General features: G+C 59.5%; 17 protein-coding genes and 1 pseudogene. 11 read left to right on the forward strand and 7 right to left on the reverse strand.

Annotated elements, in window-relative coordinates; all coding sequences use genetic code 11:
- Window positions 1-674 precede the first annotated feature (674 nt).
- Window positions 675-1,187, reverse strand: a complete 513-nt coding sequence (locus QRN48_RS10645; RefSeq protein WP_502944594.1) for a GNAT family N-acetyltransferase — start codon at window positions 1,185-1,187, stop codon at window positions 675-677.
- A gap of 518 nt (window positions 1,188-1,705) precedes the next feature.
- Here QRN48_RS10645 and QRN48_RS10650 point away from each other — a divergent pair.
- The 3 genes and pseudogenes from QRN48_RS10650 to QRN48_RS25380 all read left to right on the forward strand — a co-directional run.
- The gene (locus QRN48_RS10650) at window positions 1,706-6,040 is read left to right on the forward strand and encodes an RHS repeat-associated core domain-containing protein (RefSeq protein ID WP_285350496.1); all 4,335 of its coding nucleotides are present in this window, start codon (window positions 1,706-1,708) and stop codon (window positions 6,038-6,040) included.
- A 2-nt stretch (window positions 6,041-6,042) separates the two neighbouring features.
- Window positions 6,043-6,441 (forward strand): hypothetical protein, encoded by a 399-nt coding sequence (locus QRN48_RS10655; protein ID WP_285350497.1) that lies wholly within the window; start codon window positions 6,043-6,045, stop codon window positions 6,439-6,441.
- A 196-nt stretch (window positions 6,442-6,637) separates the two neighbouring features.
- Window positions 6,638-7,630: pseudogene (locus QRN48_RS25380) on the forward strand (RHS repeat-associated core domain-containing protein); the annotation flags it as partial.
- A 611-nt stretch (window positions 7,631-8,241) separates the two neighbouring features.
- Here QRN48_RS25380 and acnB read toward each other — a convergent pair.
- On the reverse strand, window positions 8,242-10,842 hold the full coding sequence (gene acnB, locus QRN48_RS10670) for a bifunctional aconitate hydratase 2/2-methylisocitrate dehydratase (protein WP_037013682.1): 2,601 nt from the start codon (window positions 10,840-10,842) through the stop codon (window positions 8,242-8,244).
- A gap of 426 nt (window positions 10,843-11,268) precedes the next feature.
- Between acnB and QRN48_RS10675 the strand changes: the two genes are divergently transcribed.
- The 6 genes from QRN48_RS10675 (at window position 11,269) to QRN48_RS10700 (ending at window position 17,589) form a co-directional block, all read left to right on the forward strand.
- Window positions 11,269-11,742 (forward strand): DUF1289 domain-containing protein, encoded by a 474-nt coding sequence (locus QRN48_RS10675; RefSeq protein ID WP_191946130.1) that lies wholly within the window; start codon window positions 11,269-11,271, stop codon window positions 11,740-11,742.
- 120 nt (window positions 11,743-11,862) lie between these two features.
- On the forward strand, window positions 11,863-12,471 hold the full coding sequence (locus QRN48_RS10680) for a MiaE family protein (protein WP_037013679.1): 609 nt from the start codon (window positions 11,863-11,865) through the stop codon (window positions 12,469-12,471).
- Window positions 12,472-12,744: 273 nt separating this feature from the next.
- Window positions 12,745-13,218 carry a MarR family winged helix-turn-helix transcriptional regulator gene (locus tag QRN48_RS10685; RefSeq protein ID WP_285350500.1) on the forward strand — a complete coding sequence of 158 codons (474 nt, stop codon included), beginning with the start codon at window positions 12,745-12,747 and terminating at the stop codon, window positions 13,216-13,218.
- Entirely contained in the window at window positions 13,215-14,711 is a 1,497-nt protein-coding gene (locus QRN48_RS10690; protein ID WP_285350502.1) for an efflux transporter outer membrane subunit, read from the forward strand. The genes QRN48_RS10685 and QRN48_RS10690 overlap by 4 nt, the downstream gene beginning before the upstream one ends.
- A 10-nt stretch (window positions 14,712-14,721) precedes the next feature.
- Window positions 14,722-15,987 carry an HlyD family secretion protein gene (locus QRN48_RS10695; RefSeq protein ID WP_285350503.1) on the forward strand — a complete coding sequence of 422 codons (1,266 nt, stop codon included), beginning with the start codon at window positions 14,722-14,724 and terminating at the stop codon, window positions 15,985-15,987.
- A gap of 69 nt (window positions 15,988-16,056) precedes the next feature.
- Entirely contained in the window at window positions 16,057-17,589 is a 1,533-nt protein-coding gene (locus tag QRN48_RS10700) for a DHA2 family efflux MFS transporter permease subunit (protein ID WP_037013673.1), read from the forward strand.
- A gap of 1,226 nt (window positions 17,590-18,815) precedes the next feature.
- Here the strand turns inward: QRN48_RS10700 and QRN48_RS10705 are convergent.
- Both QRN48_RS10705 and QRN48_RS10710 read right to left on the reverse strand, forming a co-directional pair.
- Window positions 18,816-19,541 carry a UDP-2,3-diacylglucosamine diphosphatase gene (locus tag QRN48_RS10705; RefSeq protein WP_285350506.1) on the reverse strand — a complete coding sequence of 242 codons (726 nt, stop codon included), beginning with the start codon at window positions 19,539-19,541 and terminating at the stop codon, window positions 18,816-18,818.
- Entirely contained in the window at window positions 19,538-20,041 is a 504-nt protein-coding gene (locus QRN48_RS10710; protein WP_037013664.1) for a peptidylprolyl isomerase, read from the reverse strand. The genes QRN48_RS10705 and QRN48_RS10710 overlap by 4 nt, the downstream gene beginning before the upstream one ends.
- 273 nt (window positions 20,042-20,314) lie before the next feature.
- Between QRN48_RS10710 and QRN48_RS10715 the strand changes: the two genes are divergently transcribed.
- Together QRN48_RS10715 and cysS are read left to right on the forward strand one after the other, a co-directional pair.
- Window positions 20,315-22,012, forward strand: coding sequence for a glutamine--tRNA ligase/YqeY domain fusion protein (locus QRN48_RS10715; RefSeq protein WP_285350510.1), 1,698 nt, complete (start codon window positions 20,315-20,317; stop codon window positions 22,010-22,012).
- 10 nt (window positions 22,013-22,022) lie between these two features.
- Window positions 22,023-23,405 (forward strand): cysteine--tRNA ligase, encoded by a 1,383-nt coding sequence (gene cysS, locus QRN48_RS10720; RefSeq protein WP_285350513.1) that lies wholly within the window; start codon window positions 22,023-22,025, stop codon window positions 23,403-23,405.
- 201 nt (window positions 23,406-23,606) lie between these two features.
- On the opposite strand, the gene QRN48_RS10725 is transcribed toward cysS, so the two are convergent.
- From QRN48_RS10725 to QRN48_RS10735, 3 genes are all read right to left on the reverse strand, one after another.
- Window positions 23,607-23,984, reverse strand: a complete 378-nt coding sequence (locus QRN48_RS10725; protein WP_191945781.1) for a type II toxin-antitoxin system VapC family toxin — start codon at window positions 23,982-23,984, stop codon at window positions 23,607-23,609.
- Window positions 23,981-24,220, reverse strand: coding sequence for a type II toxin-antitoxin system Phd/YefM family antitoxin (locus tag QRN48_RS10730; protein ID WP_191945780.1), 240 nt, complete (start codon window positions 24,218-24,220; stop codon window positions 23,981-23,983). Before QRN48_RS10730 ends, QRN48_RS10725 begins: the two co-directional genes overlap by 4 nt.
- A 334-nt stretch (window positions 24,221-24,554) precedes the next feature.
- Complete coding sequence (locus QRN48_RS10735; RefSeq protein WP_285350516.1) at window positions 24,555-26,402, reverse strand: sigma-54-dependent Fis family transcriptional regulator; 1,848 nt, start codon at window positions 26,400-26,402, stop codon at window positions 24,555-24,557.
- Between the last annotated feature and the right edge of the window lie 172 nt (window positions 26,403-26,574).

A 26,574-nucleotide genomic window follows, 5' to 3' on the forward strand; every position in this document is an offset into this window, starting at 1 on the left:
GCAAGATGCGGGGCTTTTTTGTGGCTTCCAAGATTAAGGTCAAATCAGAGCGTCTGCCTAACGGCAGACCGTTTCGCCTTCGGCGAGTTACTTGATAAAGCCCCGCTTTCGGTTTCAAAGAGCAGCCAAGGGCTGTGCTCCTGGTTTGGTTCCTCCTTCGTCGGAATACCCTCACTCCGACGATGCTCCGTGGACCCGCGCCGAACGGACATCCCTGTCCTGACGGCGCTCTCGCCGCGTCCATGCGGCTCGACCCACTGCGCATCGCCTGCGTTCGGCCTGCACCCAAGTCGCGATTGATGGTGTTTGGGCTTTACGCGTATGAAGATCAACAGCGGATTTGAAGCAGATCAGAAGCAGATCAATAGCTTCCCGGCTGAAGCCGGTCCCACAGGGGTGCGCCATCGGTGCGGCTGAATGCACGCCCGCTGTCTAGTGGGACCGGCCTTAGCCGGGAAGGGCCGACTTGGGCGCGACCAAATGCACTGGGTGAATGCAGTCTTCTGTAGGAGCCGGCTTGCTGGCGAACGCGAAGGGTCTGCTGGGAAGATGCCGCCTGACACACTGCTTTCGCCAGCAGGCCGGATCCTGCATTCTGCGTTGATCGCGCCCTCACTTTGCGTTGGCATGCATCCTTTGACGCTTTGCGTCGCTCTCTCGACAACGCGACGTGGTTATTTCAATCGCGCCATGCTGATGGCGTCGACCAGCACCCCGTCACGAATGGCGTAGTCCCGCAGACGGCCTTCGGTTTCGAAACCGAATTTGCGATACAGCGCCAGCGCGGCTTCGTTGTCGGCAAATACGGTCAGTTCGACACGGTGCAGGTTCATCCAGTTGTCCGCGACTTCCAGCACGGCAGCCATCAGCCGCGACCCAACCCCTTTGCCCTGCCACGCCGCTGCCACGCCCATACCAATGGCGCCTACATGACGCTGCCGAATGCGCGCGTATTGCTCCAGCCCGATGTTGCCGATCACCTGGCCCTGATGCAAAGCCACAAGCTTTACCGAACGCTCATCCGCGCCCGCCAGCCGCTTGCGCCAGACCTCAGCGGATTGATACGGCATTTGAAGCACCTGACGGCACACCACGGGGTCGTTATAAAGGGCCGTGACGGCCTCGATATGGGACTCGGTAAAACGATGGATCACCACCTGATCGACAGCCGCATTCACTGGATTCATCCTTTGAAAACAGAAAGAAGAGGCAGTCTAAGCGGCCAACTGCCCACGTGGCTACGCCGACCAGCAACCGGAAGAGGTGACAGCCTGCACGGTGACGCGGAGCGTCGCGGGATACATGCCTACGTGGAGCGTGGGCCCGATCAACAGCGTCATGCCGCCAGATTGCCGTTGCCCACCCCGGCGTCCTCCCGGCTAAAGCCGGTCCCACCAACAGCAGCGCGTGCATCCAATGGCGCCGGCCGCGACGCCCGTAAGACAGGCTTCAGCCTGTAGGCCTTCTCCCAGTTTGCTTTTGGTTGGGCCTCGACTTCGTCGAGGTTCCTGCACACCAGCGACGCTCCGTTCTGCCCGAACGTACTGGTCGTTGTGCGGTTTTGTCCCTTCCTGAATAGGATTTAGGAATCAGTCCTGTAGTCCTTTTCTGAAAATTTCGCAGTCCTGTCTTTTTGTGTTTCAGCCCTCAGACAGGGCCGCATGAAATCCTTACATTCCGCTGCTTTCTCAGCGCGGATCACGGAATGTCTGACGCCCAAAACGCCGCCCGCCAGGGCGATGCGATCGTTCACTGCTCGATCATGGCCGATGCCCTTGGGGGTTTTCTAGAGGTCGCCGCAGGCGTGGCTGTCGGAGGTGCTATAGCGGCGGCTGTCGTCGGTGCCGCAGGCCTGACCCTCGCCACGGGCGGGCTTGGCGCCTGTGTACTGGGCGCAGCGGTCAGCATCGCCGTGGGGGTCGGCATGAGCGCGACGGGCACCGATGCAAGCATCGGTCAGTTCTGCTCGGACTTGGCCAACGACCTGTTCCCGCCTGAGGTGTGCGGGTACATCAGCAGCGGTTCGCCCGACACCTTTTTCAACAGCCTGCCAGCGGCTCGGGCGGCGGGAAACCTCTCGTCTGACCCGTCCAAGCTGCCGGAAGATGCCGTCCCGGAAGTCACCTTTCTCGACATGGCCAAGGGCTTTTTCTCGGAGCTGTGGCGTCCCACCCAGGCGTCTACCGCCCTGGGGGCCCTGCCCCGTCCGATGGATGAGGTGCACTGCAGCCGCCATCCGCCGATGCCGCCGCAATTCCTCGCCGAGGGCTCGGGCAAGGTCTTCATCAACGGCCAGCCCGCCGTGCGCAGCCGCGACACGAGTACCTGCGGCGCGCTGGTGACGTCTTCCGGGCAGATATCGCCCAACATCGTCATTGGCGGTGACCCGGTGGCGGTGCGCCCGATCCGCAGCGGCACTACGCCGGGCGTGGGGCTGGCAGTCAATGCGCTGATGCTGCTGCGCGGCGGGCCTGGCAAATTTGTCAGCAACCTGCCTTGCATGTTGCTGGGTGGCGTGAACGGCTATGGCGTGAGTCAGGTCACCGGGGCGCTGACACGCGCGGTGACCGGGTCGCCCAATCCGGTCCATGTGGCCACGGGGGCCAAGGTACTGGGTGGTCCTGATGAGCTGGACTTCGTGCTGCCGGGTGTGATGCCGTTTGTATGGCAGCGCTTTTACAACAGCCGGGATGAGCGCCGCGAAGGAATGTTCGGTGCAGGCTGGAGCGTGGGGTTCGAAGTGTGCGTGCGCATCGAGGCGCATCCTGCCGGTGGCGAGCGGCTGACGTATATCGATGAGCAGGCACGCTCGATTGATCTGGGTGTCATTTCGCCGGGCGGGGCCGTGTTCAGCGCCGGTGAAGGGCTGGTGGTGCGGCGTCATGCCCAGGGGCGGTTGCTGATAGAAAGTGGGGATGGGGTCTATCGGCTGTTTGAGCCGGTCTCGGGTGATCGTGATTCGTTCCGACTGACACAACTGGGCGACCGTAACGACAACCGCATTCATCTGGATTACGACGATCAGGGACGACTGACGCAACTGAGCGATACCTTCGATGTACCTCGCGTGGGGCTGGTGTATTCGGGGCGATGGCCACGCCGGGTGAAGCGGATTGAGCGCATATTGGCCGATACCACCCGTGAGACGCTGGTGAGTTATGGCTATGACGATATTGGTGATCTGGCCGAAGTCCGAGATGGTCTGGAAAATGTCATGCGCCGTTTTGTCTATCACGAACGGCGGATGGTCGAGCATCAACTGCCCACTGGCCTGCGTTGCTTTTATGACTGGGCCTTGGTCGGCGATTTGGAGTGGCGGGTTGTACGCCACTGGACCGATGACGGTGATGTATATGTGTTTGATTACGACCTCGACGCTGGGCTGACGGTCGTCACTGATGGCTTGAACCGAGTCAGCACACGCCGCTGGAACTCCCAACACCAGATCACCGACTACAGCGACAGCCTTGGCCAGCGCTGGCAGTTTTGCTGGAACGACGAGCGTCAGTTGCTCGGCGCCGTTGATCCTCAGGGCGGGCGATGGCGCTATACCTACGACGAAGCGGGCAACCTCAGTGCAACCGAAGATCCCCTGGGGCGCATCGAGTCGACGCTGTGGCTGGAGCACTGGTCGCTGCCCAAGGTCGAGACCGACCCGGCCGGCAACAGCTGGCATTACCGGTATGACGCGAGGGGCAACTGCACCCACGCCGTCGACCCGCTGGGGCATATCACCCGCTATCTCCATGACGACCGCGGTCAGGTCATCGAGATCATCGATGCCGCCGAAAAAAGCCAAAAGCTGCGCTGGAACGACTTGGGCCAGATTGAGGTCCAGACCGATTGTTCTGGTTACCAAACGCGGTTCAAGTATGACGCGCGAGGCTTTCTGCAAAGCGTCGCTGACGCCCTCGGTCAGCAGACGCTTGTTCAGCATGACCTGCGTGGCCACCTGTTACAGCGCACATTGCCGGATGGGCGGGTCGAACGTTATGAGCGCGACGCCAGCGGGCAGCTGACGGGATACATTGATCCGGCGGGCGACACTACCCGCTATCACTATGACCGGCGAGGTCAGGTTCGGCAGCGCTTCGATCCTCATCGACGACAGGTGCAGTTCAGCTACGACGCCTATGGCCGCCTGCATTCGCTGACCAACGAGAACGGCGAAAGTTATCGCTTTGCGTGGGATGCCGGGGATCGGCTGGTGGCCCAGCAGGATCTGGATGGCAGTCAGCGACGGTATCAATACGATGCGCTCAACAACACAATACGCGTCGAACAATGCCCTTCAACGCTTGATGCAGAACCCGCTTCAGAGCCGATCATCTATTCGCTGGAACGTGACGGGCTGGGCCGATTGACCGCAAAAATTACCGCTGATGGCCGGACCGAATACCACTACGACGCTCTGGATCAACTGATTGAGGTGAGGTTTACCGATCAAGAAGGCCAGCAGCAGAAAATCGGCCTTGCCTATGACGCTCTCGGTCAGTTGCTGGAAGAACACACCTCGAACGGATCGCTGAAACACCGCTACGGCGAACTCGGCAACCTGACTCAAACGCTACTGCGTGATGGCCGCTGGCTCAATCGCCTGCATTACGGCAGCGGCCATCTGCACCAGATCAATCTCGACGGGCAGGTCATCAGCGACTTCGAACGTGATCGTCTGCATCGCGAAGTGCTGCGCAGCCAGGGACAGATCAGCACGCGCAGTCAGTACGACCGCACCGGGCGTCTGCGTACCCGGTCGCGTCGGGCTACTCATCAACCGCCGCAACTGCCTGCCGAATCGAGCAAGGAGTTTGAATACGATCCCGCCGACAACCTGATCGGACGACTGCATCGCAACCGCCAGCGTGACCAGCGAACGCTGCTGCACTACGACGCGACGGCGCGGATCATGGCCAGCCTTGAGGGCCACAGCGAAACCTTCGCCTACGACGCCGCCGCCAACCTGCTCGACGGCCCGCAATCCCGCGCCGGGCGCGTGGTGCACAACAGACTGCTGACGTATCAGGACAAGCGTTATCGCTACGACGGCTTCGGGCGGATGATCGAAAAGCGCAGTGCCCGGCACGGTACCCAACGGTTTGCCTACGACGCCGACAGCCGCCTGATCGAAGTGCGCAACCCGAACGGCCACGTTGTGCGCATGACTTACGACCCGTTGGGCCGACGCATCGGCAAACGCGAACACGATCAACACGGCCAATTGCTCGGCGAAACGGTCTTCACCTGGGACGGCCTGCGCCTGCTGCACGAACAGCGCAACAGCCTGACCAGCCTGTATGTGTACGCCCATGGTAGCCACGAGCCCCTTGCCCGCATCGACGGAAGCGGCGCCCTGCAAAAAATTCGTTACTACCACAACGACGTCAACGGCCTGCCCGAACAACTCACCGAATTTGACGGCCATGTCGTTTGGCACGCCCGTTACCAGGTCTGGGGCAACACCGCCGAAGAGGTTCGCGAGCCGTACTTCATCGAGGAACAGAATCTCAGATTTCAAGGCCAGTACCTTGATCGCGAGACCGGACTGCACTACAACACCTTCCGGTTCTACGACCCGGATGTGGGAAGGTTCACGACGCCGGACCCGATTGGGTTGGCGGGTGGGGTCAATCTCTACCAGTACGCGCCGAATCCGGTTGGTTGGATAGATCCTCTGGGGTGGAAGCCGTGCTTCCGGGACACTAAAGCTCAGGCTCATGCCGAGTCGATCATCATGAAACATGGTGGTGTTGCGGCTGGTGAGAACAGATACAAAATGCCTAACCGGCGCGCTGCCCGTCAGGCTGCGTCAGAAGTTGCTGGCGATTTGGGTTCCACCCCGATAACTACGAGGAAGCCAGACTTTAGAGGCGGACCCCGTACCTGGCAAACATCAAAGGGAAGAATCGGTGTTGGGAATCAAGGCAAAACGTCAGGCTGGCGTGACGATGAGCTAGGGCATCCTGAGTTTGGCGCAGGACCTCATGTCAACGCTTGGAACAATGAAAAAGGCATTTTCTACAACTTGCATTTGGATTACTGAAAATGGAAAAGATTGTGCTCTTATCCGACTCCAACCACGAAAAAGCGCGTGAAAAAGGCCAGCCATCATCTTGGTACACCGTAGTTCACGATACCGATGACGTGATTGATGCGACGAAGAAAAACCCATGGAGCCTGGATGAGTCAATTTACGAAAAACGATGTTACCTCTTGGATGACTGTGTCGTTTCGCTCCGACCAGCCCGCTTCGAAGACCGTATCAGCAAACAACAGGATTACAACAAAGGGTTTTATTTTTTAGAGATAGCAAATCAAGAGGGATCTCAGATTTTTACTTCAAGAAACGTCTATACATGGGAAAAATCACTTGAGCTGATCGGATATTTTAAAGATCTTTCTTTCACCGCTGCCACTCGCGTCTGGAAAGTAAAAAGGCTGTAGCCCGCTAACATTTTTACTATTGTGGCCTGAGCGATAAATGTCTGCCCCTCTACGCAGCCCGCCTAGGAGACGCCCTTTCCCACACCTGGATGATGGCAGACATCCTCGGCGATGTGCTTGAGGTTGCGGCTAAGCGGCCATCACTGCGCTGGCAACGGCTGCCGCGGTGGGGGATGCCGGGGGGCGGTCGATGGGCTACGACGGCTTCGGGCGGATGATCGAAAAGCGCAGTGCCCGACACGGTACCCAACGGTTTGCCTACGACGCCGACAGCCGCCTGATCGAAGTGCGCAACCCGAACGGCCACGTTGTGCGCATGACTTACGACCCGTTGGGCCGACGCATCGGCAAACGCGAACACGATCAACACGGCCAATTGCTCGGCGAAACGGTCTTCACCTGGGACGGCCTGCGCCTGCTGCACGAACAGCGCAACAGCCTGGCCAGCCTGTATGTGTACGCCGACGGCAGCCACGAGCCCCTCGCCCGCGCCGACGGAAGCGGCGCCCTGCAAAAAATTCGTTACTACCACAACGACCTCAACGGCCTGCCCGAACAACTCACCGAATCTGACGGCCATGTCGTGTGGCACGCGCGTTATCGGGTTTGGGGAAACACCGCCGAAGAGGTCCGCGAGCCGTACTTCATTGAGGAACAGAATCTCAGATTTCAGGGCCAATACCTTGATCGCGAGACCGGACTGCACTACAACACCTTCCGGTTCTACGACCCGGATGTGGGACGGTTCACGACGCCGGACCCGATTGGGCTGGCGGGTGGGGTCAATCTCTACCAGTACGCGCCGAATCCGATCGGGTGGGTGGATCCGTGGGGGTGGAGTTGCACCCCCAACAAGAAGACGTCATACCAGGCTTCCAGCAGGAAGGATGCTTTTAGGCAGGCTAAGGGGGATGCCAATATTCCGCTGAGTCAATCGCCATATTCGGTAGTTAAAGAAAAACTGATGGATGGATACGGAGGATATGTCTATAAGGCCGGGCGAATGGTTTATACAAGAGAATATTATTTTTTAGATGTTAAAGGAGCACGATTGATGATTCAGGACCATAGCTATGGTCATCTGAAGGCGACGCCGCTGCGAGGTGCGGAACCGCATTTTAACGTTAGGCCGATTATTAATCCTAAAACTGGGAATGTTGGGGGTACGCATGGACACTATAACTATTAACTCAATATCATTCGCGGAATGCGCGGGTAATAGTCTATTCATAGAAACTCTTTATCCCGATGGATTAGGAGAGGTGCTGATAGGCCAGTTTGGACTGGATCAAGGCCGATTTAGCGTGAATGTGCATGTTTACACCGAGCCAGCCAAGAAGGTACCTAAATGGGGGGTGTGGGGGAAAACTATAACGCCGTAGTTTTAGAGTTTCTGGGTCATGGGTTGAAGGAAATAGTGGTTGATAACTGGGATGGTTTTAGCAAGGCAGAGCTCCTGCTAGGGAGGGAAGGCGAGCTATTTTCGCTTTCTCAGATAGGTACGAGCTGGCAATTTAAAGTTGTATTCGGTGTATTGGTCTTTCAACGTAGTAGTACCTATGTTGACGGCAAGATTTAAGGTAATAAGCTGTTGACGCGATCACTATGCTACGCACTCGGTCTACCAGATAATGGAGTGTTGCGAGAAGATATAAAAGCGAGCTTGCGGCGAACGCGCCCGGCGACAATCAAAGCAGATGCCTTAAGTCGACAGCCCCATACACCCACGAATTCAACCATCAATAACCACAAACCAAAAAAACCCCGCCGAAGCGGGGTTCTTTCAACACGGTTCAGCTATTACGCCTGAACAACCGGAATATTAGCGTTGGCCGCAGCTTCACGGAACTCCGCGATCTGATCGAAGCTCAAGTACCGGTAAACATCGGCAGCCATGCTGTCGATCTTGCCCGCGTACTCCATGTACTCCTCGACCGTCGGCAGGCGACCCAGAATCGACGCAACGGACGCCAACTCGGCCGAAGCCAGGTAAACGTTCGCACCATCGCCCAGACGGTTCGGGAAGTTACGAGTCGACGTCGAAACGACTGTCGAATTCGGCTCAACACGCGCCTGGTTACCCATGCACAGCGAGCAGCCCGGCATTTCCATGCGCGCGCCAGCCTTGCCGTAAATCCCGTAGTAACCTTCCTCGGTCAACTGGTGAGCGTCCATCTTGGTCGGCGGCGACAGCCACAGACGCGTCGGCAGCTGGCCTTTGACCTGCTCCAGCAACTTGCCCGCAGCGCGGAAGTGGCCGATGTTGGTCATGCACGAACCGATGAACACCTCATCGATCTTCTCGCCAGCCACGCTGGACAGCAGACGGGCATCATCCGGGTCGTTTGGCGCGCAGAGCACAGGCTCTTTGACGTCAGCCAGATCGATCTCGATGATTTCCGCGTATTCGGCGTCAGCATCGGCTTCCAGCAATTCTGGGTTGGCGACCCAGGCTTCCATCGCCTGAGCACGACGCTCCAGCGTACGCGGATCACCGTAGCCTTCGCCGATCATCCAGCGCAGCAGGGTGATGTTGGATTTCAGGTACTCGGCGATCGACTCTTTCGACAGCTTGATGGTGCAGCCGGCGGCGGAGCGTTCGGCCGAGGCGTCGGACAGTTCGAAGGCTTGCTCGACGGTCAGGGTTTCCAGACCTTCGATCTCCAGAATGCGACCGGAGAAAGCGTTCTTCTTGCCCTTCTTCTCGACCGTCAGCAGACCCTTCTGGATCGCGTAGTAAGGGATTGCATGAACCAGGTCACGCAGGGTGACGCCTGGTTGCAGCTTGCCTTTGAAGCGAACCAGAATCGACTCCGGCATGTCCAGCGGCATGACGCCGGTGGCAGCGGCGAACGCGACCAGACCTGAACCGGCCGGGAACGAGATGCCGATCGGGAAGCGGGTGTGCGAGTCACCACCGGTGCCGACGGTGTCCGGCAGCAGCATGCGGTTCAGCCAGCTGTGGATGATGCCGTCGCCCGGACGCAGGGAAACGCCGCCGCGGGTCATGATGAAGTCAGGCAGCGTGTGGTGAGTCTTGACGTCGATCGGCTTCGGATAGGCCGCGGTGTGGCAGAAAGACTGCATCACCAGATCGGTCGAGAAGCCCAGGCACGCCAGGTCTTTCAGTTCATCACGGGTCATGGGACCGGTGGTGTCCTGAGAACCGACGGTGGTCATCTTCGGCTCGCAGTAGGTGCCCGGACGGATACCGTCGGTGCCACAGGCCTTGCCGACCATCTTCTGCGCCAAGGTGAAGCCTTTGGTGCTGGCCACTGGAACGTCGGGCAGCTTGAACAGCGTCGAAGGCGGCAGACCCAGCTCGGCGCGTGCCTTGCCGGTCAGGCCGCGACCGATGATCAGCGGAATACGGCCACCGGCGCGAACTTCGTCAAGCAGCACTGGCGTCTTCAGTTCGAAGGTTGCCAGCACGTCGTCGGTGCCGTGTTTGGTGACTTTGCCGGCATACGGGTAAACGTCGATCACGTCGCCCATGTTGATGTTCGAGACGTCGAACTCAATTGGCAATGCGCCCGCATCTTCCATGGTGTTGTAGAAGATCGGAGCGATTTTGCTGCCGAAGCAGAAGCCGCCGGCGCGCTTGTTCGGCACGTTCGGGATGTCGTCGCCGAAGAACCACAGCACCGAGTTGGTGGCTGACTTACGCGAGGAACCGGTACCGACCACATCACCGACGTAAGCGATAGGGAAGCCCTGACCGCGCATGTCTTCGATCTGCTTCATCGGGCCGATCGAGCCTTGCACGTCGGGCACGATGCCGTCACGGGCCATTTTCAGCATGGCGAGGGCGTGCAGCGGGATGTCCGGACGCGACCAAGCATCAGGCGCAGGCGACAGGTCGTCGGTATTGGTTTCACCGGTGACCTTGAAGACGCGCAGGCTGATCTTTTCGGCCAGGGTCGGACGCTTCTGGAACCACTCGCCGTCGGCCCAGGACTGCATCACGCCTTTGGCGTGTGCGTTGCCGTTCTTGGCTTTTTCAGCGACGTCGTGGAAGGCGTCGAACATCAGCAGGGTGTGCTTCAGTTGTTCTGCGGCCACCGGTGCCAGCTCGGCATCGTCCAGCAGCTCAACCATGGTGACGATGTTGTAGCCGCCCTGCATGGTGCCGAGCAGTTCGACAGCGCGCTTCTTGTCCAGCAGAGGGGAATGAACTTCGCCCTTGGCCAGGGCAGAAAGGAAACCGGCTTTGACGTAGGCCGCTTCGTCAACTCCCGGTGGAACGCGATTGGTGATCAGGTCAAGCAGGAAAGCTTCTTCGCCAGCCGGTGGGTTTTTCAGCAGCTCGACCAGGCCTGCGGTTTGTTCGGCGTTAAGCGGCTGGGGCACGATACCCTGGGCGGCACGCTCTTCGATGTGTTTACGGTAGGCTTCAAGCACAGTATTACCCTCATCAGTGGTCCCAAATGGGTGTCCGGGACGCTCATCCGGAAAAGGTCCGCATCGATGCTCTCGAACTTTTTAAAGTTTCTTGGCAGGAAGCTGACGATCTCCAACAGAAGCTGTTTTCAAAGTTTTACGCCTGCATGATCGGCTGGGGAGGGGACGCGAACCTTTCGCGTCAAACCGGACTGCGGGGCGGGCTTTGGGCAATAAGTAGCTGGGCGACTTACCGGACAAAGCCCTGACTGTGCTCGTGACGCTTTGAAAACAGCTTCCAACGGACATTGGCGCCTTAAAAGGCCCGGTGATTCTACGGGAAAAAACCGCTGAAGGTAAGTTAGCCCCCACAGGTTGAAGGGTGTACCTCGTTAGACAAAGGGCTAACATGCCGGCTTGTTCCGTTCGCCGTCGTGTTGTTTTGCCATGCCCAATCAGATCATCAAAACGCCCTGCGTGGGCCTGTGCTCCACCGTTTACGGCGATCTTGTGTGCCGTGGATGCAAACGTTTCCACCACGAGGTCATCCATTGGAACGGGTACAACGAAGACGAAAAACGCGCGGTCTGGCTGCGCCTTGAACAGCTGCTGGTGCAGGTCATGGCGGCGAAGGTCGAAGTCTTCGACCCCGTGAAGCTGCGCCAGCAGCTGGAACAACGCAAGATCCGTTTCGTCCCGCACCAGTCGGAATATTGCTGGGCCTATCAGTTGATTGCGCGGGGCGCTCGGGTGATCAACCAGCTCGACGCCTACGGCATGGTGCTGCTGCCGGAGTTTCGCGACTGGTCACTGCCCGAACTGCGCGATGCCATTGATCGGGAATTCTTCCTGCTGTCCGAAGCGCATTACGAGCGTTACATCGCGCCGGGTTTCCTGAAGGACGCGATGGGCGCGCGCTGATCGTTTCGGCCCGGCAGCGGGGCAAGCAAAAATCCCCGGCTGTCGCTGCCAGGCAGGCTGGTTCTGTCCGTCAGGCTCCGTATAATGCTGCGCCTTTCCCAACCCGCTATTTGTGAACCCATGCAGACCTATCCAGACGTCGACGCTTTCCTGCTTTGCCCCACCCCGGACAGCTGGGTGCAGGCTGCCTTGCAGAACCTGGATATCCTGCTGATTGACCACGCCAACAATGAAAAGAAAGCCGCCGGCGCGGCGTTTCAGTTCATGTTTCAGTACAACGACAAATTTGACCTGCTCGCCAAAATGTCCCGGCTGGCCCGCGAGGAGCTGCGCCACTTCGAGCAAGTCATCGGCATCATCAAGAAGCGCGGCATTCCGATGGCCAACATCAGCTCCGCGCGCTATGCCGGTTCGTTGCGCAAACTCGTGCGCACCCATAACCCTTATCGGCTGACCGACGCGCTGGTCGTCGGCGCCATTGTGGAAGCACGTTCGTGCGAACGCTTTGCTGCGCTCGTGCCGCATCTGGATGAAGACCTGGCGAAGTTCTACGCCAGCCTGCTCAAATCCGAAGCCCGTCATTTTCAGGACTACCTGAAGCTGGCTTACACGTATGGCACTGCGGCGGACGTCGACGCCAAGATCGAAGAAATCCGCCTCGCCGAGCGTGAGCTGATCGAAAGCCCCGATGAAGACTTCCGCTTCCACAGCGGTGTACCGGCGGCGTAAGCCTTTTAGGGCAGACACCGATTCGCAGGAGCGCGCTTGCGCGCGAATCGATCTCCCGCCCGACATTCTTAGCGTCTGACCGACCGCGCTCGCGTTCGCCAGCAAGCCGGCTTCTACGGAGGCCGCTGCCACTGCATAAAAACTCCTCGCCAATTCGTCGAATCACGTTCGTCCGAATCCGTACACCTTAAATATTGTTTCATTGTGTGTTTACTGCCTAGGCAGTAAGATCCTCCCCATTCACTGCCTAAGCAGATAATGGGTGGCTACCAAATGGCGCATTTCACTCCTGAAAATTTTCACGACAGTCTGCTCGGCATGTTGCTCGGCCGGACTGAACAGCTGAAAAACCGCATCCTCGATCGGCATCTGGAGCCCCACGGCGTCACCGCGCAGCAGTTCAAGGTGCTGGTGATGATCGCGCGCTTCTGCGCCGAAACCCCGGCCGACATCTGTCGCATGCTGAACCTGGACAGTGGTTCCATGACCCGCATGCTCGACCGTCTGGAGCAGAAAAACCTGTTGTCCCGCGCGCGCTCGGAATCCGATCGGCGTCAGGTGCAACTGGTGCTGACCGATGAAGGCAGGGAGCTCTCCGACCTGTTGCCGGAAATCGGCGCACACGCGATGAACGAGATGGTCGGGGTGCTGGAAGACAGCGAGCTGCTGGCGCTGGAAAAGATTCTGACGAAAATTCTGGTTGCCTCGGGCGACCCCATCACGATTGCCCGGATTGCCGAACGATGAGCACTCATATCCAGCAGGGTTCGACCCTGCGCACGTCCCTGAGTCTGGTATTCGTGGCGCTGGTCCTGGCCGGTTGCGCCAGCTCCAAAGGCCTGAAGACCGAAGGCGTCGGCATTGATGCCAACCACCTGCAAACCGCCCAAAGCCTCAACGGCATTCAGCTCTCGCCGGCGGCCTGGCCAAAGCGCGATTGGTGGACCAGCCTCGGCGATCCACAGCTCAACACGCTGATCACTGAAGCGTTGCGCGACAGCCCGGACATGCAAATCGCCGCTGCTCGCACGCATCAGGCGACCGCGCAGGCGAATGCCGCCGATGCCGAACGCATGCCGACCGTCGATGCCGACGCCAGCATCAGCCGCTCGCGTCTGGCCCGCGATCAGGATCCGACTGGCGCAGGCGGACGCTACAGCACCTTGCGCAGCTTGAGCGCGGGCTTCAATTACAACTTTGATCTGTGGGGTGGACAGCGTGCGGCCTGGGAAGCGGCGTTGGGGCAGGCCCGCGCCAGCGAAGTCGATCAGCAAGCGGCGCAATTGACCCTCGCCGCTGACGTGGCTCGCGCCTACAGCGACCTTGGCCAGGCCTACATCGTCCGCGATCTGGCGGCCGAGGACCTCAAGCGTACGAGTCAACTGCTGGATTTGGGCGCGCGGCGTTTCAAGTCGGGCATCGACAGCGAATACCAGTACGAGCAGACCCAGAGCCTGGAAGCCAACTCTCGCGAATCGCTGGCGGACGCGGACAAGAGCCTGCGCAGCGCCAAAATCCAGTTGGCCGTGCTCATGGGCAAAGGCCCGGACCGTGGCGAACAACTGCGTCGGCCTGCGGTGCTGCAACCTGCTGTCGTGGCCCTGCCTTCAGTGGTGCCCGCCGAGTTACTGGGCCGTCGCCCGGACCTGGTGGCAGCGCGCTGGCGGGTTGAGGCGGCAAGCAAAAACATCGACGTCAGCAAGACCAACTTTTACCCCAACCTCAACCTCAGCGCCTCTGCAGGCGCCGAGTCGCTGCTGGGCGATGCAATGTTTGGTTCGGCGAGTCGCTTCTTCAATGTTGCGCCGACGGTCTCGCTGCCGATTTTCGACGGCGGACGTCGCCGTGCCGACCTTGACGCTCGGGACGCCGACTACGACCTCGCGGTGGCGCAGTACAACAAGACACTGGTCCGGGCGCTGGGCGATGTCAGCGATGGCATCGGCCAGTTGCGTGACATCCGCCGTCAGATCGAGGCGCGTCAGCAGGCGACCGATGTGATTCAGAAATCCTACGACACCGTCGTTCAGCGCTACTCATCGGGCATCGGCAATTACCTGGACGTCCTGAGCGTCGAGCAACAACTGCTGCAATCGCAACGCCAACAGGCTGATCTCAACGCGGAACGAATCGATCTTTCGATCCAGTTGATGCAGGCCCTCGGGGGAGGCTTTGAAGACAGCAAGCCCGGCGACAACGCCGCCCCGGACGTCCCGTCAACTGCTTCGATGACTCATTAAGGTAATCGACATGGCCACTGCCACTACCGAAAACAACGCTACACACGAACAAAAGGACAACGCCGGCCCTGACGCCGGGAAGGGTGCCGACAACAAAGCCGGTCAGAACACACCGACGAAAAACCCGCGCAAGCGCAAGCTGCTGCTACTCGGCCTGCTGTTGGTGGTCGTACTCGGGGTGATTGGCGTCTGGGCCTGGTACGAAATGTACGGGCGCTGGAGCGAAAGCACCGACGATGCCTATGTGAACGGCAACGTGGTGGAAATCACTCCGCAGGTGACCGGCACCGTGGTGAGTATCGGCGCCGACGATGGCGACCTGGTTCGTGAAGGTCAGGTGCTGGTCCAGTTCGACCCCAACGATGCCGAGGTGGCGCTGCAAAGTGCCGAAGCCAATCTGGCGAAAGTAGTGCGTCAGGTGCGCGGTCTGTACAGCAACGTCGACGGCATGAAAGCGCAACTGGCGGCACAGCGCGCCGAAGTTCAGAGAGCCCAGGACAACTACAACCGTCGTCGCAGTCTGGCTGCGGGCGGGGCGATTTCCCAGGAAGAGCTGTCCCACGCCAAGGATGACCTGACCACCACGCAGAACGCGCTGACCAACATTCAGCAGCAGTTGGCGACCAGTACCGCGCTGGTGGACGACACACAGGTGTCTTCGCACCCGGACGTGAAATCCGCTGCCGCACAGTTGCGTCAGGCCTATCTGAGTAACGCGCGCAGCACGCTGATCGCGCCGGTCACCGGCTATGTCGCCAAGCGCACGGTGCAGCTGGGCCAGCGGGTGCAGCCGGGCACTGCGCTGATGGCGGTGATTCCGCTCGACCAGCTGTGGATCGACGCCAACTTCAAGGAAACCCAACTGGGCCAGATGCGGATCGGCCAGCCGGTGGATATCGAAGCGGATCTGTACGGCAGCGACGTCAAGTACAGCGGCACCGTAGACAGCGTCGGCGCCGGTACTGGCAGTGCGTTTGCCTTGCTCCCCGCGCAGAATGCCACGGGTAACTGGATCAAGATCGTGCAGCGCGTGCCGGTGCGCATTCACATCAATGCTGACGAGCTGTCGAAGCACCCGTTGCGAATCGGCCTGTCGACCACCGTTGACGTGAACCTGCACGACCAGAGCGGTCCGGTACTGGCGCAGCAAGCGCCTAAACAGCCGTTGTTCACCACCGACGTCTATGCCAGGCAACTGGCCGATGCCGACACGCTCATTGCACGCGTGATCCACGAAAACAGCGCCTCTTCGAGCGGCAAGACCGCTCAGCGCTGATTCGCCAATCCATCTCCCCAGACCCGTTCACGCGGGCCTGGGTGATCTTCGAGTGTCAAAGGATTCGCGATGAGTAATAACGCTCCCGCTTCTTTCACGCCGCCAAGCCTGTTGCTGACCACCATTGGCCTGTCGCTGGCGACGTTCATGCAAGTGCTCGACACCACGATCGCCAACGTGGCCTTGCCGACCATCTCCGGCAACCTGGGCGTCAGCTCGGAGCAGGGCACGTGGGTCATTACCTCGTTCGCGGTCAGTAACGCCATCGCATTGCCGCTGACCGGTTGGCTCAGTAGGCGCTTCGGCGAGGTGAAGCTGTTTCTGTGGGCCACATTGCTGTTCGTGACGGCGTCCTTCCTCTGCGGCATCTCGACGTCGATGCCTGAACTGGTGGGCTTTCGGGTTATTCAGGGCATGGTGGCCGGTCCGTTGTACCCCATGACCCAGACGCTGCTGATTGCGGTTTATCCCCCGGCGAAAAGGGGGATGGCATTGGCATTGCTGGCCATGGTGACGGTCGTGGCGCCCATCGCCGGGCCGATCCTTGGCGGCTGGATCACTGACAGCTACAGCTGGCCGTGGATTTTCTTTATCAACGTACCGATCGGTCTGTTCGCCGCCTTTGTCGTTCGTCAGCAGATGGCCACACGGCCGGTGACCACCAGCCGGCAACCCATGGATTATGTGGGTCTGATCACGTTGATCATCGGGGTCGGCGCCCTGCAGATCGTGCTCGACAAGGGCAACGACCTGGATTGGTTTGAATCGAACTTCATCATCATCGGTTCGGTTATCTCGGCGATTGGCCTGGCGGTGTTTGTGATCTGGGAAATGACCGACGATCATCCGGTGGTCAACCTGCGGCTGTTCGCCTTCCGCAATTTCCGCTTCGGGACCATCTGTCTGGTGCTGGGTTACGCCGGTTTCTTCGGCATCAACCTGATCCTGCCGCAGTGGCTGCAGACGCAGATGGGCTACACGGCCACCTATGCGGGGCTGGCGGTGGCGCCGCTCGGGGTGCTACCGGTGCTGATGTCGCCCTTCGTCGGCCGCTATGCCCACAAATTCGATTTGCGTCTGTTGGCCGGCCTGGCATTCCTGGCCATCGGCCTGAGTTGTTTCATGCGGGCGGATTTCACCAGTCAGGTGGATTTCACCCACATCGCGCTGGTGCAATTATTCATGGGGGCGGGCGTGGCGCTGTTCTTTATGCCGACCTTGAGCATCCTGCTGTCTGACTTGCCGCCTTCGCAGATTGCGGACGGCTCGGGCCTTGCGACGTTCTTGCGTAACCTGGGTGGCAGCTTCGCGGCCTCGTTGACCACGTGGATCTGGATACGCCGGGCTGACCAGCATCACGCGTATCTCAGCGAGAGCGTGAACGCCTACGAGCCCACGACACGGCACGCACTCGAAACCCTGGGCGGGGCGAGTAATCAGGCCTATGCGCAGCTTGATTCGATGGTGACCAGCCAGGCCTACATGATGTCGACCGTGGACTACTTCTACATGATGGGTTGGATCTTTCTGTCGCTGATCCTGATCATCTGGCTGGCCAAACCGCCGTTCACAGCGAAGGCGGCGCCTGGGGGAGGGCATTGATCGTCCGCCGGGCTGCGCAACTGCTTCGCCCTTACCGGCGTGTTGCCTGTCCGTGAGCGCCCGGGAATACCCGGTCGCAACCTTGTGAATGCGGCTTTAACGGGTGTGCCGCCTCATCTGTGACCAACGTAGATCTTTGTAGGAGCGCGCTTGCCCGCGAATGCGTTTTCTCAGACGCTGCTTATCTGAATGACCCACCGCAATTCGCGGGCAAGCGCGCTCCTACAGTTCCATGTCCAGCGATGAACGTGCATCCGACCTTGACCTGTCGCCAACGCGGCTGTCGCTGGAACGCCATTGCCCGCCAATTGCGTAGTACCAGACGCTACAGCGTTAATGCTCTACCGCGGGGGCAATCGGCACATGCGATGGGAGGTGAGGCGCCACAAAAGCCACGACTGACGGAGATCATTGTAGGAGCGCGCTTGCCCGCGAACGCGTTTTCTCAGACGCGACTTGTCTGAACGACCCACCGCAATTCGCGGGCAAGCGCGCTCCTACAGGTCGATGTCCGGCGATGAACCTGCGTCCGACCTTGACCTGTCGCCAACCCGGCTATCGCTGGAACGCATTGCCCGTAAATTGCGTAGTGCCAGACGCTACAGCTCTGAATGCTGTAATGCAGGGGCAATCGGCACATGCGATGGAGGTGAGGCGCCACAACAGCCACGACTGGCGAAGATCGTTGTAGGAGCGCGCTTGCCCGCGAATGCGTTTTCTCAGACGCTACTTGTCTGAATGACCCACCGCAATTCGCGGGCAAGCGTGCTCCTACAGGTCCGTGTCCGGCGATGAACCTGCGTCCGACCTTGACCTGTCGCCAACCCGGCTATCGCTGGAACGCATTGCCCGTAAATCGCGTAGTGCCAGACGCTACAGCTCTGAATGCTCTACTGCAGGGGGCGGCACATTCGATGTGGGTGAGGCGCCACAACAGCCACGACTGGCGAAGATCATTGTAGGAGCGCGCTTGCCCGCGAATGCGTTATCCCAGACGCCACTTGTCTGAATGACCCACCGCAATTCGCGGGCAAGCGCGCTCCTACAGGTCGATGTCCGGCGATAAACCTACATTCCTAACAGGTCGATGTCCGGCGATAAACCTGCATTCCTAACAGGTCGATTTCCGGCGACAAACTGCATTCCTGCAGGGCATCGCCCGGGGGCAGTTTGTGTCCAGCCTTGATGTCCGGCTAACAGGCTATTACTCGTCAACCAAAAAACGACTACGGCTCGAATGCGAACGATTCCAGATGAAAGCCCTGTTCATCGATCTGAAGCAGCCATCCTTCGCGGTCCCAGTCACCCAGCACGATGCGTTGGGCTGTAGTGCCGTCGAGCTGCACGTCATGAACCGCAGGCCGGTGGGTGTGGCCGTGGATCAGCGTCTTGACGCCGGACTCCATCATCACCTGTAGCACTTCATCGGGCGTGACATCAACAATGTCGTTGGCCTTCATCCGCGTCTGCGCACGGCTTTCGCTGCGCAGTTTGCGGGCCAACTTGTGCCGCGTACTCAACGGCAGATGCCGGAGCACCCACAGCGTCATGGGGTTGCGCAAGTAACGGCGCATGCGCATGTAGGCCTCGTCCCGCGTACACAGGCTGTCCCCGTGCATCAGCAAGACCGGCTCGCCGTTGAAGTTCACCACGCTCGGGTCCTTGAGCAAGGTGCAGCGGGCCGCTTTGCAAAACGCCTTGCCGATCATGAAGTCGCGATTGCCATGCATCAGAAAGACTTTCGTGCCGCTGTCACTCAATGCGCGCAACACCTGGCAGATGGAGCGCTGAAACGGCGACATGGCGTCGTCACCGATCCAGGCCTCGAAAAAATCCCCGAGGATGTACAGCGACTCGGCGGTGCGTGCGCGCCCGGCCAGCAGACCGAGAAACGCCCGGGTGATGTCCGGGCGTCCTTCTTCAAGGTGAAGGTCGGAGATCAGCAATATCACTCAACGATCTCGGCTTTCTCGATGATTACGTCTTCAGCCGGCACGTCTTGATGTCCCGCCTTGGACGTAGTGGCGACGCCCTTGATCTTATCGACCACATCAGTGCCTTCCACCACCTCGCCGAACACCGCATAGCCCCAGCCCTGTACGGTTTTGCCCGTGTGGTTGAGAAAGCTGTTGTCGGCGACGTTGATGAAGAACTGCGCGGACGCTGAATGCGGCTCCATGGTGCGGGCCATGGACACCGAGTACTTCTTGTTCGGCAGGCCGTTGTCGGCTTCGTTCTGGATGCTCGGGCGCTTGTCTTTTTTCTCTTTCATGCCCGGCTCGAAGCCGCCGCCCTGGATCATGAAATTGCCAATCACGCGGTGAAAGACAGTGTTCTCGTAGTGTCCGGCCTTGACGTATTCGAGGAAGTTGGCAACGGTCAGCGGGGCCTTGTCAGCGTTCAATTGCAGAACGATTTCACCGTGATTGGTGGTCAGCTTTACTTTCGACATGTGTCAGCTCGCTCTTTGAAGTCGTGGTGGGAGGTGGTGAGCGCAGAACCGGGCGCACGTCGTGACGGGCCACAGTTGCAGGTTCACCCCAGGCGTGCAGTTTACAGAGGCTAGCCGCAGGACGGGTAGTTGCGATTGAACGGCCGTGGCAACCGGCCTCAAGCCCATCTCCGCAGTTTTGTCACGGCGCGCTGTCAGGGGCTTGACAGCTTCGGCTATGATAGGCGCTTTGATTTAACCGGCCTTCCTGGCCGCGACCCGTACAAGGATCCTATGAGCAAGCCCACTCAAGACGCCGCTGCGAACTCCAAGGCAGGCCCTGCAATTCCAACCAACTTCCTGCGCCCGATCGTGCAGGCTGACCTGGATTCGGGCAAGCACACCCAGATCGTGACCCGCTTCCCGCCGGAGCCCAACGGCTACCTGCACATCGGTCATGCCAAGTCGATCTGCGTCAACTTTGGTCTGGCTCAGGAATTCGGCGGCGTGACGCATCTGCGCTTCGACGACACCAACCCGGCGAAGGAAGACCAGGAATACATCGACGCGATCGAAAGCGACGTCAAATGGCTGGGTTTCGAGTGGTCCGGCGAAGTGCGCTACGCCTCGCAATACTTCGACCAGCTGTACGCCTGGGCGGTCAATCTGATCGAGGCGGGCAAGGCCTACGTCGACGACCTGACCCCCGAACAGGCTCGCGAATACCGTGGCACGCTGACCGAGCCCGGCAAGAACAGCCCGTTCCGCGAGCGCAGCGTCGAGGAAAACCTTGATCTGTTCAGCCGCATGAAAGCCGGCGAGTTCGAAGACGGCGCTCGTGTCCTGCGCGCGAAAATCGACATGGCTTCGCCGAACATGAACCTGCGCGATCCGATCCTCTATCGTATTCGCCACGCTCACCACCACCAGACCGGTGACAAGTGGTGCATCTACCCGATCTACGATTTCACCCACGGTCAGTCGGATGCCATCGAAGGCATTACCCATTCGATCTGCACCCTGGAGTTCGAGAGCCATCGCCCGCTTTACGAGTGGTTCCTCGACAACCTGCCGGTGCCGTGCAAGCCGCGCCAGTACGAGTTCTCGCGCCTGAACCTGAACTACACCATCACCAGCAAGCGCAAGCTCAAGCAGCTGGTCGATGAAAAACACGTGCACGGCTGGGACGACCCGCGCATGTCGACGCTGTCGGGCTTCCGCCGTCGCGGTTACACCCCGGCGTCGATCCGCAATTTCTGCGAGATGATCGGCACCAACCGTTCCGATGGAGTGGTCGATTTCGGCATGCTGGAATTCAGCATCCGTCAGGACCTGGACCACAACGCCCCGCGCGCCATGTGTGTGCTGCGACCGTTGAAGGTTGTCATCACCAACTACCCGGAAGGCCAGGTCGATCACCTCGAACTGCCGCGTCACCCGCAGAAGGAAGAACTGGGCGTGCGCAAGCTGCCGTTCTCCCGCGAGATCTACATCGACCGCGACGATTTCATGGAAGAGCCGCCCAAGGGCTACAAGCGTCTGGAACCGAACGGCGAAGTGCGCCTGCGTGGCAGCTATGTGATTCGCGCCGACGAAGCCATCAAGGACGCCGACGGCAACATCGTCGAACTGCGCTGCTCCTACGACCCGGAAACCCTGGGCAAAAACCCTGAAGGCCGCAAGGTCAAAGGCGTCGTGCATTGGGTGCCGGCCGCTGAGAGCATCGAATGCGAAGTGCGTCTGTATGACCGCCTGTTCCTGTCGGCCAACCCCGAGAAAGCAGAAGAGGGCAAGACCTTCCTGGACAACATCAACCCGGGCTCGCTGCAGGTCCTGACCGGTTGTCGCGCTGAACCGTCGCTGGCTGATGCTCAGCCGGAAGACCGTTTCCAGTTCGAACGTGAAGGCTATTTCAGCGCGGATCTGAAGGACTCGAAACCCGGTCATCCGGTCTTTAACAGGACTGTGACACTCCGCGATTCGTGGAGCTAAGGTAGGCAACGTGCTTTCTATCTACAACACGCTCAGCAAGAGCAAAGAAGTCTTCAAGCCACTGGATGGCAACAAGGTGCGCATGTACGTCTGCGGCATGACCGTGTACGACTATTGCCACCTTGGCCACGGCCGCAGCATGGTGGCCTTCGATCTGGTGACCCGCTGGCTGCGTTTCAGCGGCTACGACCTGACCTATGTGCGCAACATCACCGACATCGACGACAAGATCATCAATCGCGCCCGTGAAAACGGCGAGGCATTCGATGCCCTGACCGCGCGCATGATCGACGCGATGCACGAGGACGAAGCGCGGCTGAACATCCTCAAGCCGGACATGGAACCGCGCGCCACCGATTACATCGGCGGCATGCATGACATGATCCAGAGCCTGATCGACAAGGGTTATGCTTACGCGCCGGGCAACGGTGACGTGTACTACCGCGTCGGCAAATTCCTCGGGTACGGCAAGCTCTCGCGCAAGAAAATCGAAGATTTGCGCATCGGTGCGCGGATCGAGGTGGACGAAGCCAAGGACGATCCACTGGACTTCGTCCTCTGGAAGGGCGTCAAACCCGGCGAGCCCAGCTGGGAATCGCCATGGGGACCCGGGCGTCCGGGGTGGCATATTGAGTGCTCGGTAATGTCCACCTGCTGCCTGGGTGAGACGTTCGACATTCATGGCGGTGGCAGCGATCTCGAATTTCCGCACCATGAAAACGAGATTGCCCAGAGCGAAGCCGCGACCGGCAAGACGTACGCCAATGCCTGGATGCACTGCGGCATGATCCGCATCAATGGCGAGAAGATGTCCAAGTCCTTGAACAACTTCTTCACCATTCGCGACGTGCTGGACAAATACCATCCGGAAGTGGTGCGTTACCTGTTGGTGTCGAGCCACTACCGCAGCGCGATCAACTATTCCGAAGACAGCCTGAAGGAATCGAAAGGTGCGCTGGAGCGGTTCTACCATGCGCTGAAGGGGCTTCCGGTCGCTGAGCCCGCAGGCGGCGAAGCATTCGTCGAGCGCTTTTCTGCAGCCATGAACGACGACTTTGGCACGCCGGAAGCCTGTGCCGTGTTGTTCGAAATGGTCCGCGAGATCAACCGTCTGCGCGACAGCGATGTCAATGCAGCGGCAGGTCTAGCCGCGCGTCTGAAGGAACTGGCCAGCGTGCTGGGTGTGTTGCAACTGGAAGCCGACGACTTCCTGCGCGCCGGCGCGGAGGGGCGTGTCGACGCTGCCGAAGTCGAAGCCCTGATCGCCGCCCGCCTGCAAGCGCGCACGGACAAGAACTGGGCCGAATCCGACCGCATCCGCGACCAGCTCACCGCCATGGGCGTCGTGCTGGAAGACGGCAAGGGCGGGACGACCTGGCGCTTGGCGGATTGATCGTCGGCGCCAGTTGATACCCTTCGCGGGCACGCGCGCTCCTACACGTGGGAGCGCATCCTCTGACGCTCCGCGTCACCGTTGACGCCGGGCGTCAAAGTCGGGGGTTACCTCGCGAAGCGTGGGGACGATCAGTGTCCCGAAGTTCAGTCTGCAAAATGATAGCGTCTGGGGGCCTGCTGCTTTTGGCGCCTAGGTGCTTTAGGCCAGTACTGCAAGTGACGTGTACTTGGCAACCATCGGGTCTGAGGTAATCAGCTTCATCGGTTCAGTGATGGCGGCAGCAACGATTAGCCTATCAAATGGGTCGCGATGATGGTGTTCGAGGTCTTTGACTGCGATTGCATGTTCAACGCTGACAGGCAGCTCGATAAAGCCGCTGTCCCGGCAGTACTCACGAATCTCCTCGAGATCGGCCGTTAGTTTCCCCAACCCAATCTTTATCGACATCTCCCAGAACGTGGCGGCGCTGATGTAAACCTCAGTAGCGGTTTCGATCAGTTTTTTTGCTTTAGGAGAAAGCTTCGGGTCGTCTGTCAGAGCCCACAGAAGAATATGAGTATCCAGCAGTATCCTCATGAGCGACTGCCTTCGAAATCATCAAGCACCGCGTCAGAAAGCGGTGCATCGAAGTCGTCGGGTAGTTGAAGAATACCTTTCATAGCACCGATGCGTTTACCGGTGGGCCGCCCGATCGGGACGAGGCGCGCCATTGCGCGACCATGTTTAGCGATCGTGATGGTCTGGCCCGCTGCAGCGTCATCTACCAGTTTTGACAGATTGTCCTTGGCCTCACCGAGGGGGACGATAATCATGATGTATGCTCGCATTCGGAAATATTGGCCAAATATAGCCATATAATTCTTCTTGCCCAAGCCACCGTTACAATTCTGTGCTGATTGTGGCGACGCTCCGGGTGGGAATGCATCGTCTGACGCTCCGCGTCACGTTTGATGTCCAGCGCACGGACGATTGGATATTGGAACTGTAGGAGCCGGCTTGCTGGCGAATGCGATGAATCACCCATGGAGTGATCCACTGACCCACCGTTTTCGCCAGCAAGCCGGCTCCTACAGGGCTCTGTGTTTCGCCAGCAAGTCGGCATTCGCAGGGGCTGAGTTTCGCCGCAATATGTCAGCCGGGCTCAGGCTAAAACCCCTGTTCCCGCAGCCGCTTGTACAGCGTATTGCGGCTGACCCCCAGTTGCTTGGCCAACTGCGAGATGTTCCCGCCGGCCGCCTGCAGCAACTCGTTCAGCTCTTCCGGCGTGTCCAGCGCGGCCCTGCGGTTCAACGCTGTCTCGGGCTCAACGCTCTCGCAACCTATCGCCAGATCAGCGAAAAAGTCCTCCGGCAGATGCTCCGTGGAAATAGGCTGATCGTCCGCCAGCGCCAACGCCACCTGAATCACGTTGCTCAACTGGCGCAAATTACCCGGCCACGGATGACGTTCGAACAGCTCCATTACTTGAGGCTCGAAACCTGCCGTTTGTTGAGGTTCGCGGTGCTGTTCCCAGATGGCAAGCACCAGCCCGGCCTTGTCACTGCGCTCACGCAGCGGCGGCAATTCCAGGTTCAGCCCGCTGATGCGGTAGTAAAGATCCTGCCGAAACCGCCCGTTCTGAACATGTTCACGCAATGAGCAGTGGGTGGCGGAAATCACCCGGATGTCCACCGGATAAAGCTCGCTGCTACCCACTGGCTGCACGCAACGTTCCTGCAATACGCGCAGCAGGCGCGCCTGAACCGCCAGCGGCATGTCGCCTATTTCATCCAGAAACAGCGTGCCCTTGTCGGCCTTGCGGATCAGCCCGATGCTGCCTTTGTGGTGAGCGCCGGTGAACGCACCTTTTTCATAGCCAAACAGCTCGGCCTCGACCAGCTCCGACGGAATCGCCGCGCAGTTGACCGCCACCAACGGCTGATCGGCTCGCGAGCTGGCGCGGTGCAGGGCTTTGACGAACACTTCCTTGCCCACACCCGTCTCGCCCAGGACAAGCAGCGGCACGTTCTTCTCCAGCAACCGCTGACCCTGACGCGCGGCTTTCTCGACACGCTCATCTGCAGCGCAGAGCGCCACCGACGTGGGAACGGAAGCCCGCGCAGCCTGGGTAACAGGTACGGCCCGAAGCTTGAGAACAGGCGCCTTGGGCCTTTTCAGCACGCTGTGAAAGCGGTTATGGCCCAGCGCCTGGAGCGGGAAAGGCTGGCCTTCGACCTGATCCAGCAAATGTTCAATGGGCGCCTTGAACAGGTTCTCGATGTGAGCGTTCAGCAAGCTGACCCCCAGGAGATTGTCAGCGCGCCGATTGGCGCACAGCACCCGGCCGCTTTCATCGAACACCAGCAACCCTGCCCACTGGCTGTCCAGATTGTTGAGGCCGGTATTGAAAATGAGCTGGAAATAGCCGTCCTGAAACTGGTCGAGGATCAGTCGGTTTTCGATGGTCTGGCTCATCATTTTCACCATCCCAAGGGTATGGGAAGGCGGCAGGAAGCTGTCGCTGGACACGTCCAGCACCGCAATCATCCGTCGCGACGCATCGAAAATCGGCGCGGCAGAACCGGTCATGAAGCGGTTGGCTTTCAGAAAGTGTTCATCGTGTTCAATGTGAACAGCCTGTTCACAGGCAAGCGCAGTACCGATGGCATTGGTGCCAGCCCCTTGCTCCAGCCAGCTGGCGCCTGCGACGAAGCCCGGTTGCTGGTCCGGCTCGACGAAGCGCTTATTGCCCCAGGAGTTGAGCACCTGGCCTTGTTGATCCGCAAGCAGGATCAGGCAATTGGAATTGCTCAGAATGTTCTCGTAAAACGGCAGCACCTGCTGGTGGGTGGTTTGCACCAGCGAATGGTGACGTTCCAGCAGTTGCGACACTTGTTGTTCGGGCAAACGGCCGAAGGAGGGGCGTGACTGGTGGTCAAGGCCGAACTCGCGGCAGCGGGCCCACGAATCCTGAATGATGGTGTCGTGGCTGGGGGATGCGCCTGGTGTGGCCATTGAATGGCTCCGTCCGAGTACTTCTTATTGTTGTCGAGATGCCGGTTGGGCGGAGCATCCCTGCTCGAAAACGTCCACCCATTGTTGTTCAGGATTGTTCAAAGTCAACGTTCATTTTGTTCAAGTGTTCAGCCTTTGCTGTTCATTTAAGTTCGCCTGTGAACGCCCATCC

Origin of the sequence: Pseudomonas sp. ME-P-057, assembly GCF_030208975.1 — a bacterium.
GTDB lineage: Bacteria > Pseudomonadota > Gammaproteobacteria > Pseudomonadales > Pseudomonadaceae > Aquipseudomonas > Aquipseudomonas lutea.

What these genes read in the sequence shown, in the direction of transcription:
- QRN48_RS10645 (WP_502944594.1), bottom strand. Translation starts at nt 1,187, where the DNA reads ATGAATCCAGTGAATGCGGCTGTCGATCAGGTGGTGATCCATCGTTTT.
- QRN48_RS10650 (WP_285350496.1), top strand. Translation starts at nt 1,706, where the DNA reads ATGTCTGACGCCCAAAACGCCGCCCGCCAGGGCGATGCGATCGTTCAC.
- QRN48_RS10655 (WP_285350497.1), top strand. Translation starts at nt 6,043, where the DNA reads ATGGAAAAGATTGTGCTCTTATCCGACTCCAACCACGAAAAAGCGCGT.
- QRN48_RS10675 (WP_191946130.1), top strand. Translation starts at nt 11,269, where the DNA reads ATGCCCAATCAGATCATCAAAACGCCCTGCGTGGGCCTGTGCTCCACC.
- QRN48_RS10680 (WP_037013679.1), top strand. Translation starts at nt 11,863, where the DNA reads ATGCAGACCTATCCAGACGTCGACGCTTTCCTGCTTTGCCCCACCCCG.
- QRN48_RS10685 (WP_285350500.1), top strand. Translation starts at nt 12,745, where the DNA reads ATGGCGCATTTCACTCCTGAAAATTTTCACGACAGTCTGCTCGGCATG.
- QRN48_RS10690 (WP_285350502.1), top strand. Translation starts at nt 13,215, where the DNA reads ATGAGCACTCATATCCAGCAGGGTTCGACCCTGCGCACGTCCCTGAGT.
- QRN48_RS10695 (WP_285350503.1), top strand. Translation starts at nt 14,722, where the DNA reads ATGGCCACTGCCACTACCGAAAACAACGCTACACACGAACAAAAGGAC.
- QRN48_RS10700 (WP_037013673.1), top strand. Translation starts at nt 16,057, where the DNA reads ATGAGTAATAACGCTCCCGCTTCTTTCACGCCGCCAAGCCTGTTGCTG.
- QRN48_RS10710 (WP_037013664.1), bottom strand. Translation starts at nt 20,041, where the DNA reads ATGTCGAAAGTAAAGCTGACCACCAATCACGGTGAAATCGTTCTGCAA.
- QRN48_RS10715 (WP_285350510.1), top strand. Translation starts at nt 20,315, where the DNA reads ATGAGCAAGCCCACTCAAGACGCCGCTGCGAACTCCAAGGCAGGCCCT.
- QRN48_RS10725 (WP_191945781.1), bottom strand. Translation starts at nt 23,984, where the DNA reads ATGAGGATACTGCTGGATACTCATATTCTTCTGTGGGCTCTGACAGAC.
- QRN48_RS10730 (WP_191945780.1), bottom strand. Translation starts at nt 24,220, where the DNA reads ATGATTATCGTCCCCCTCGGTGAGGCCAAGGACAATCTGTCAAAACTG.
- QRN48_RS10735 (WP_285350516.1), bottom strand. Translation starts at nt 26,402, where the DNA reads ATGGCCACACCAGGCGCATCCCCCAGCCACGACACCATCATTCAGGAT.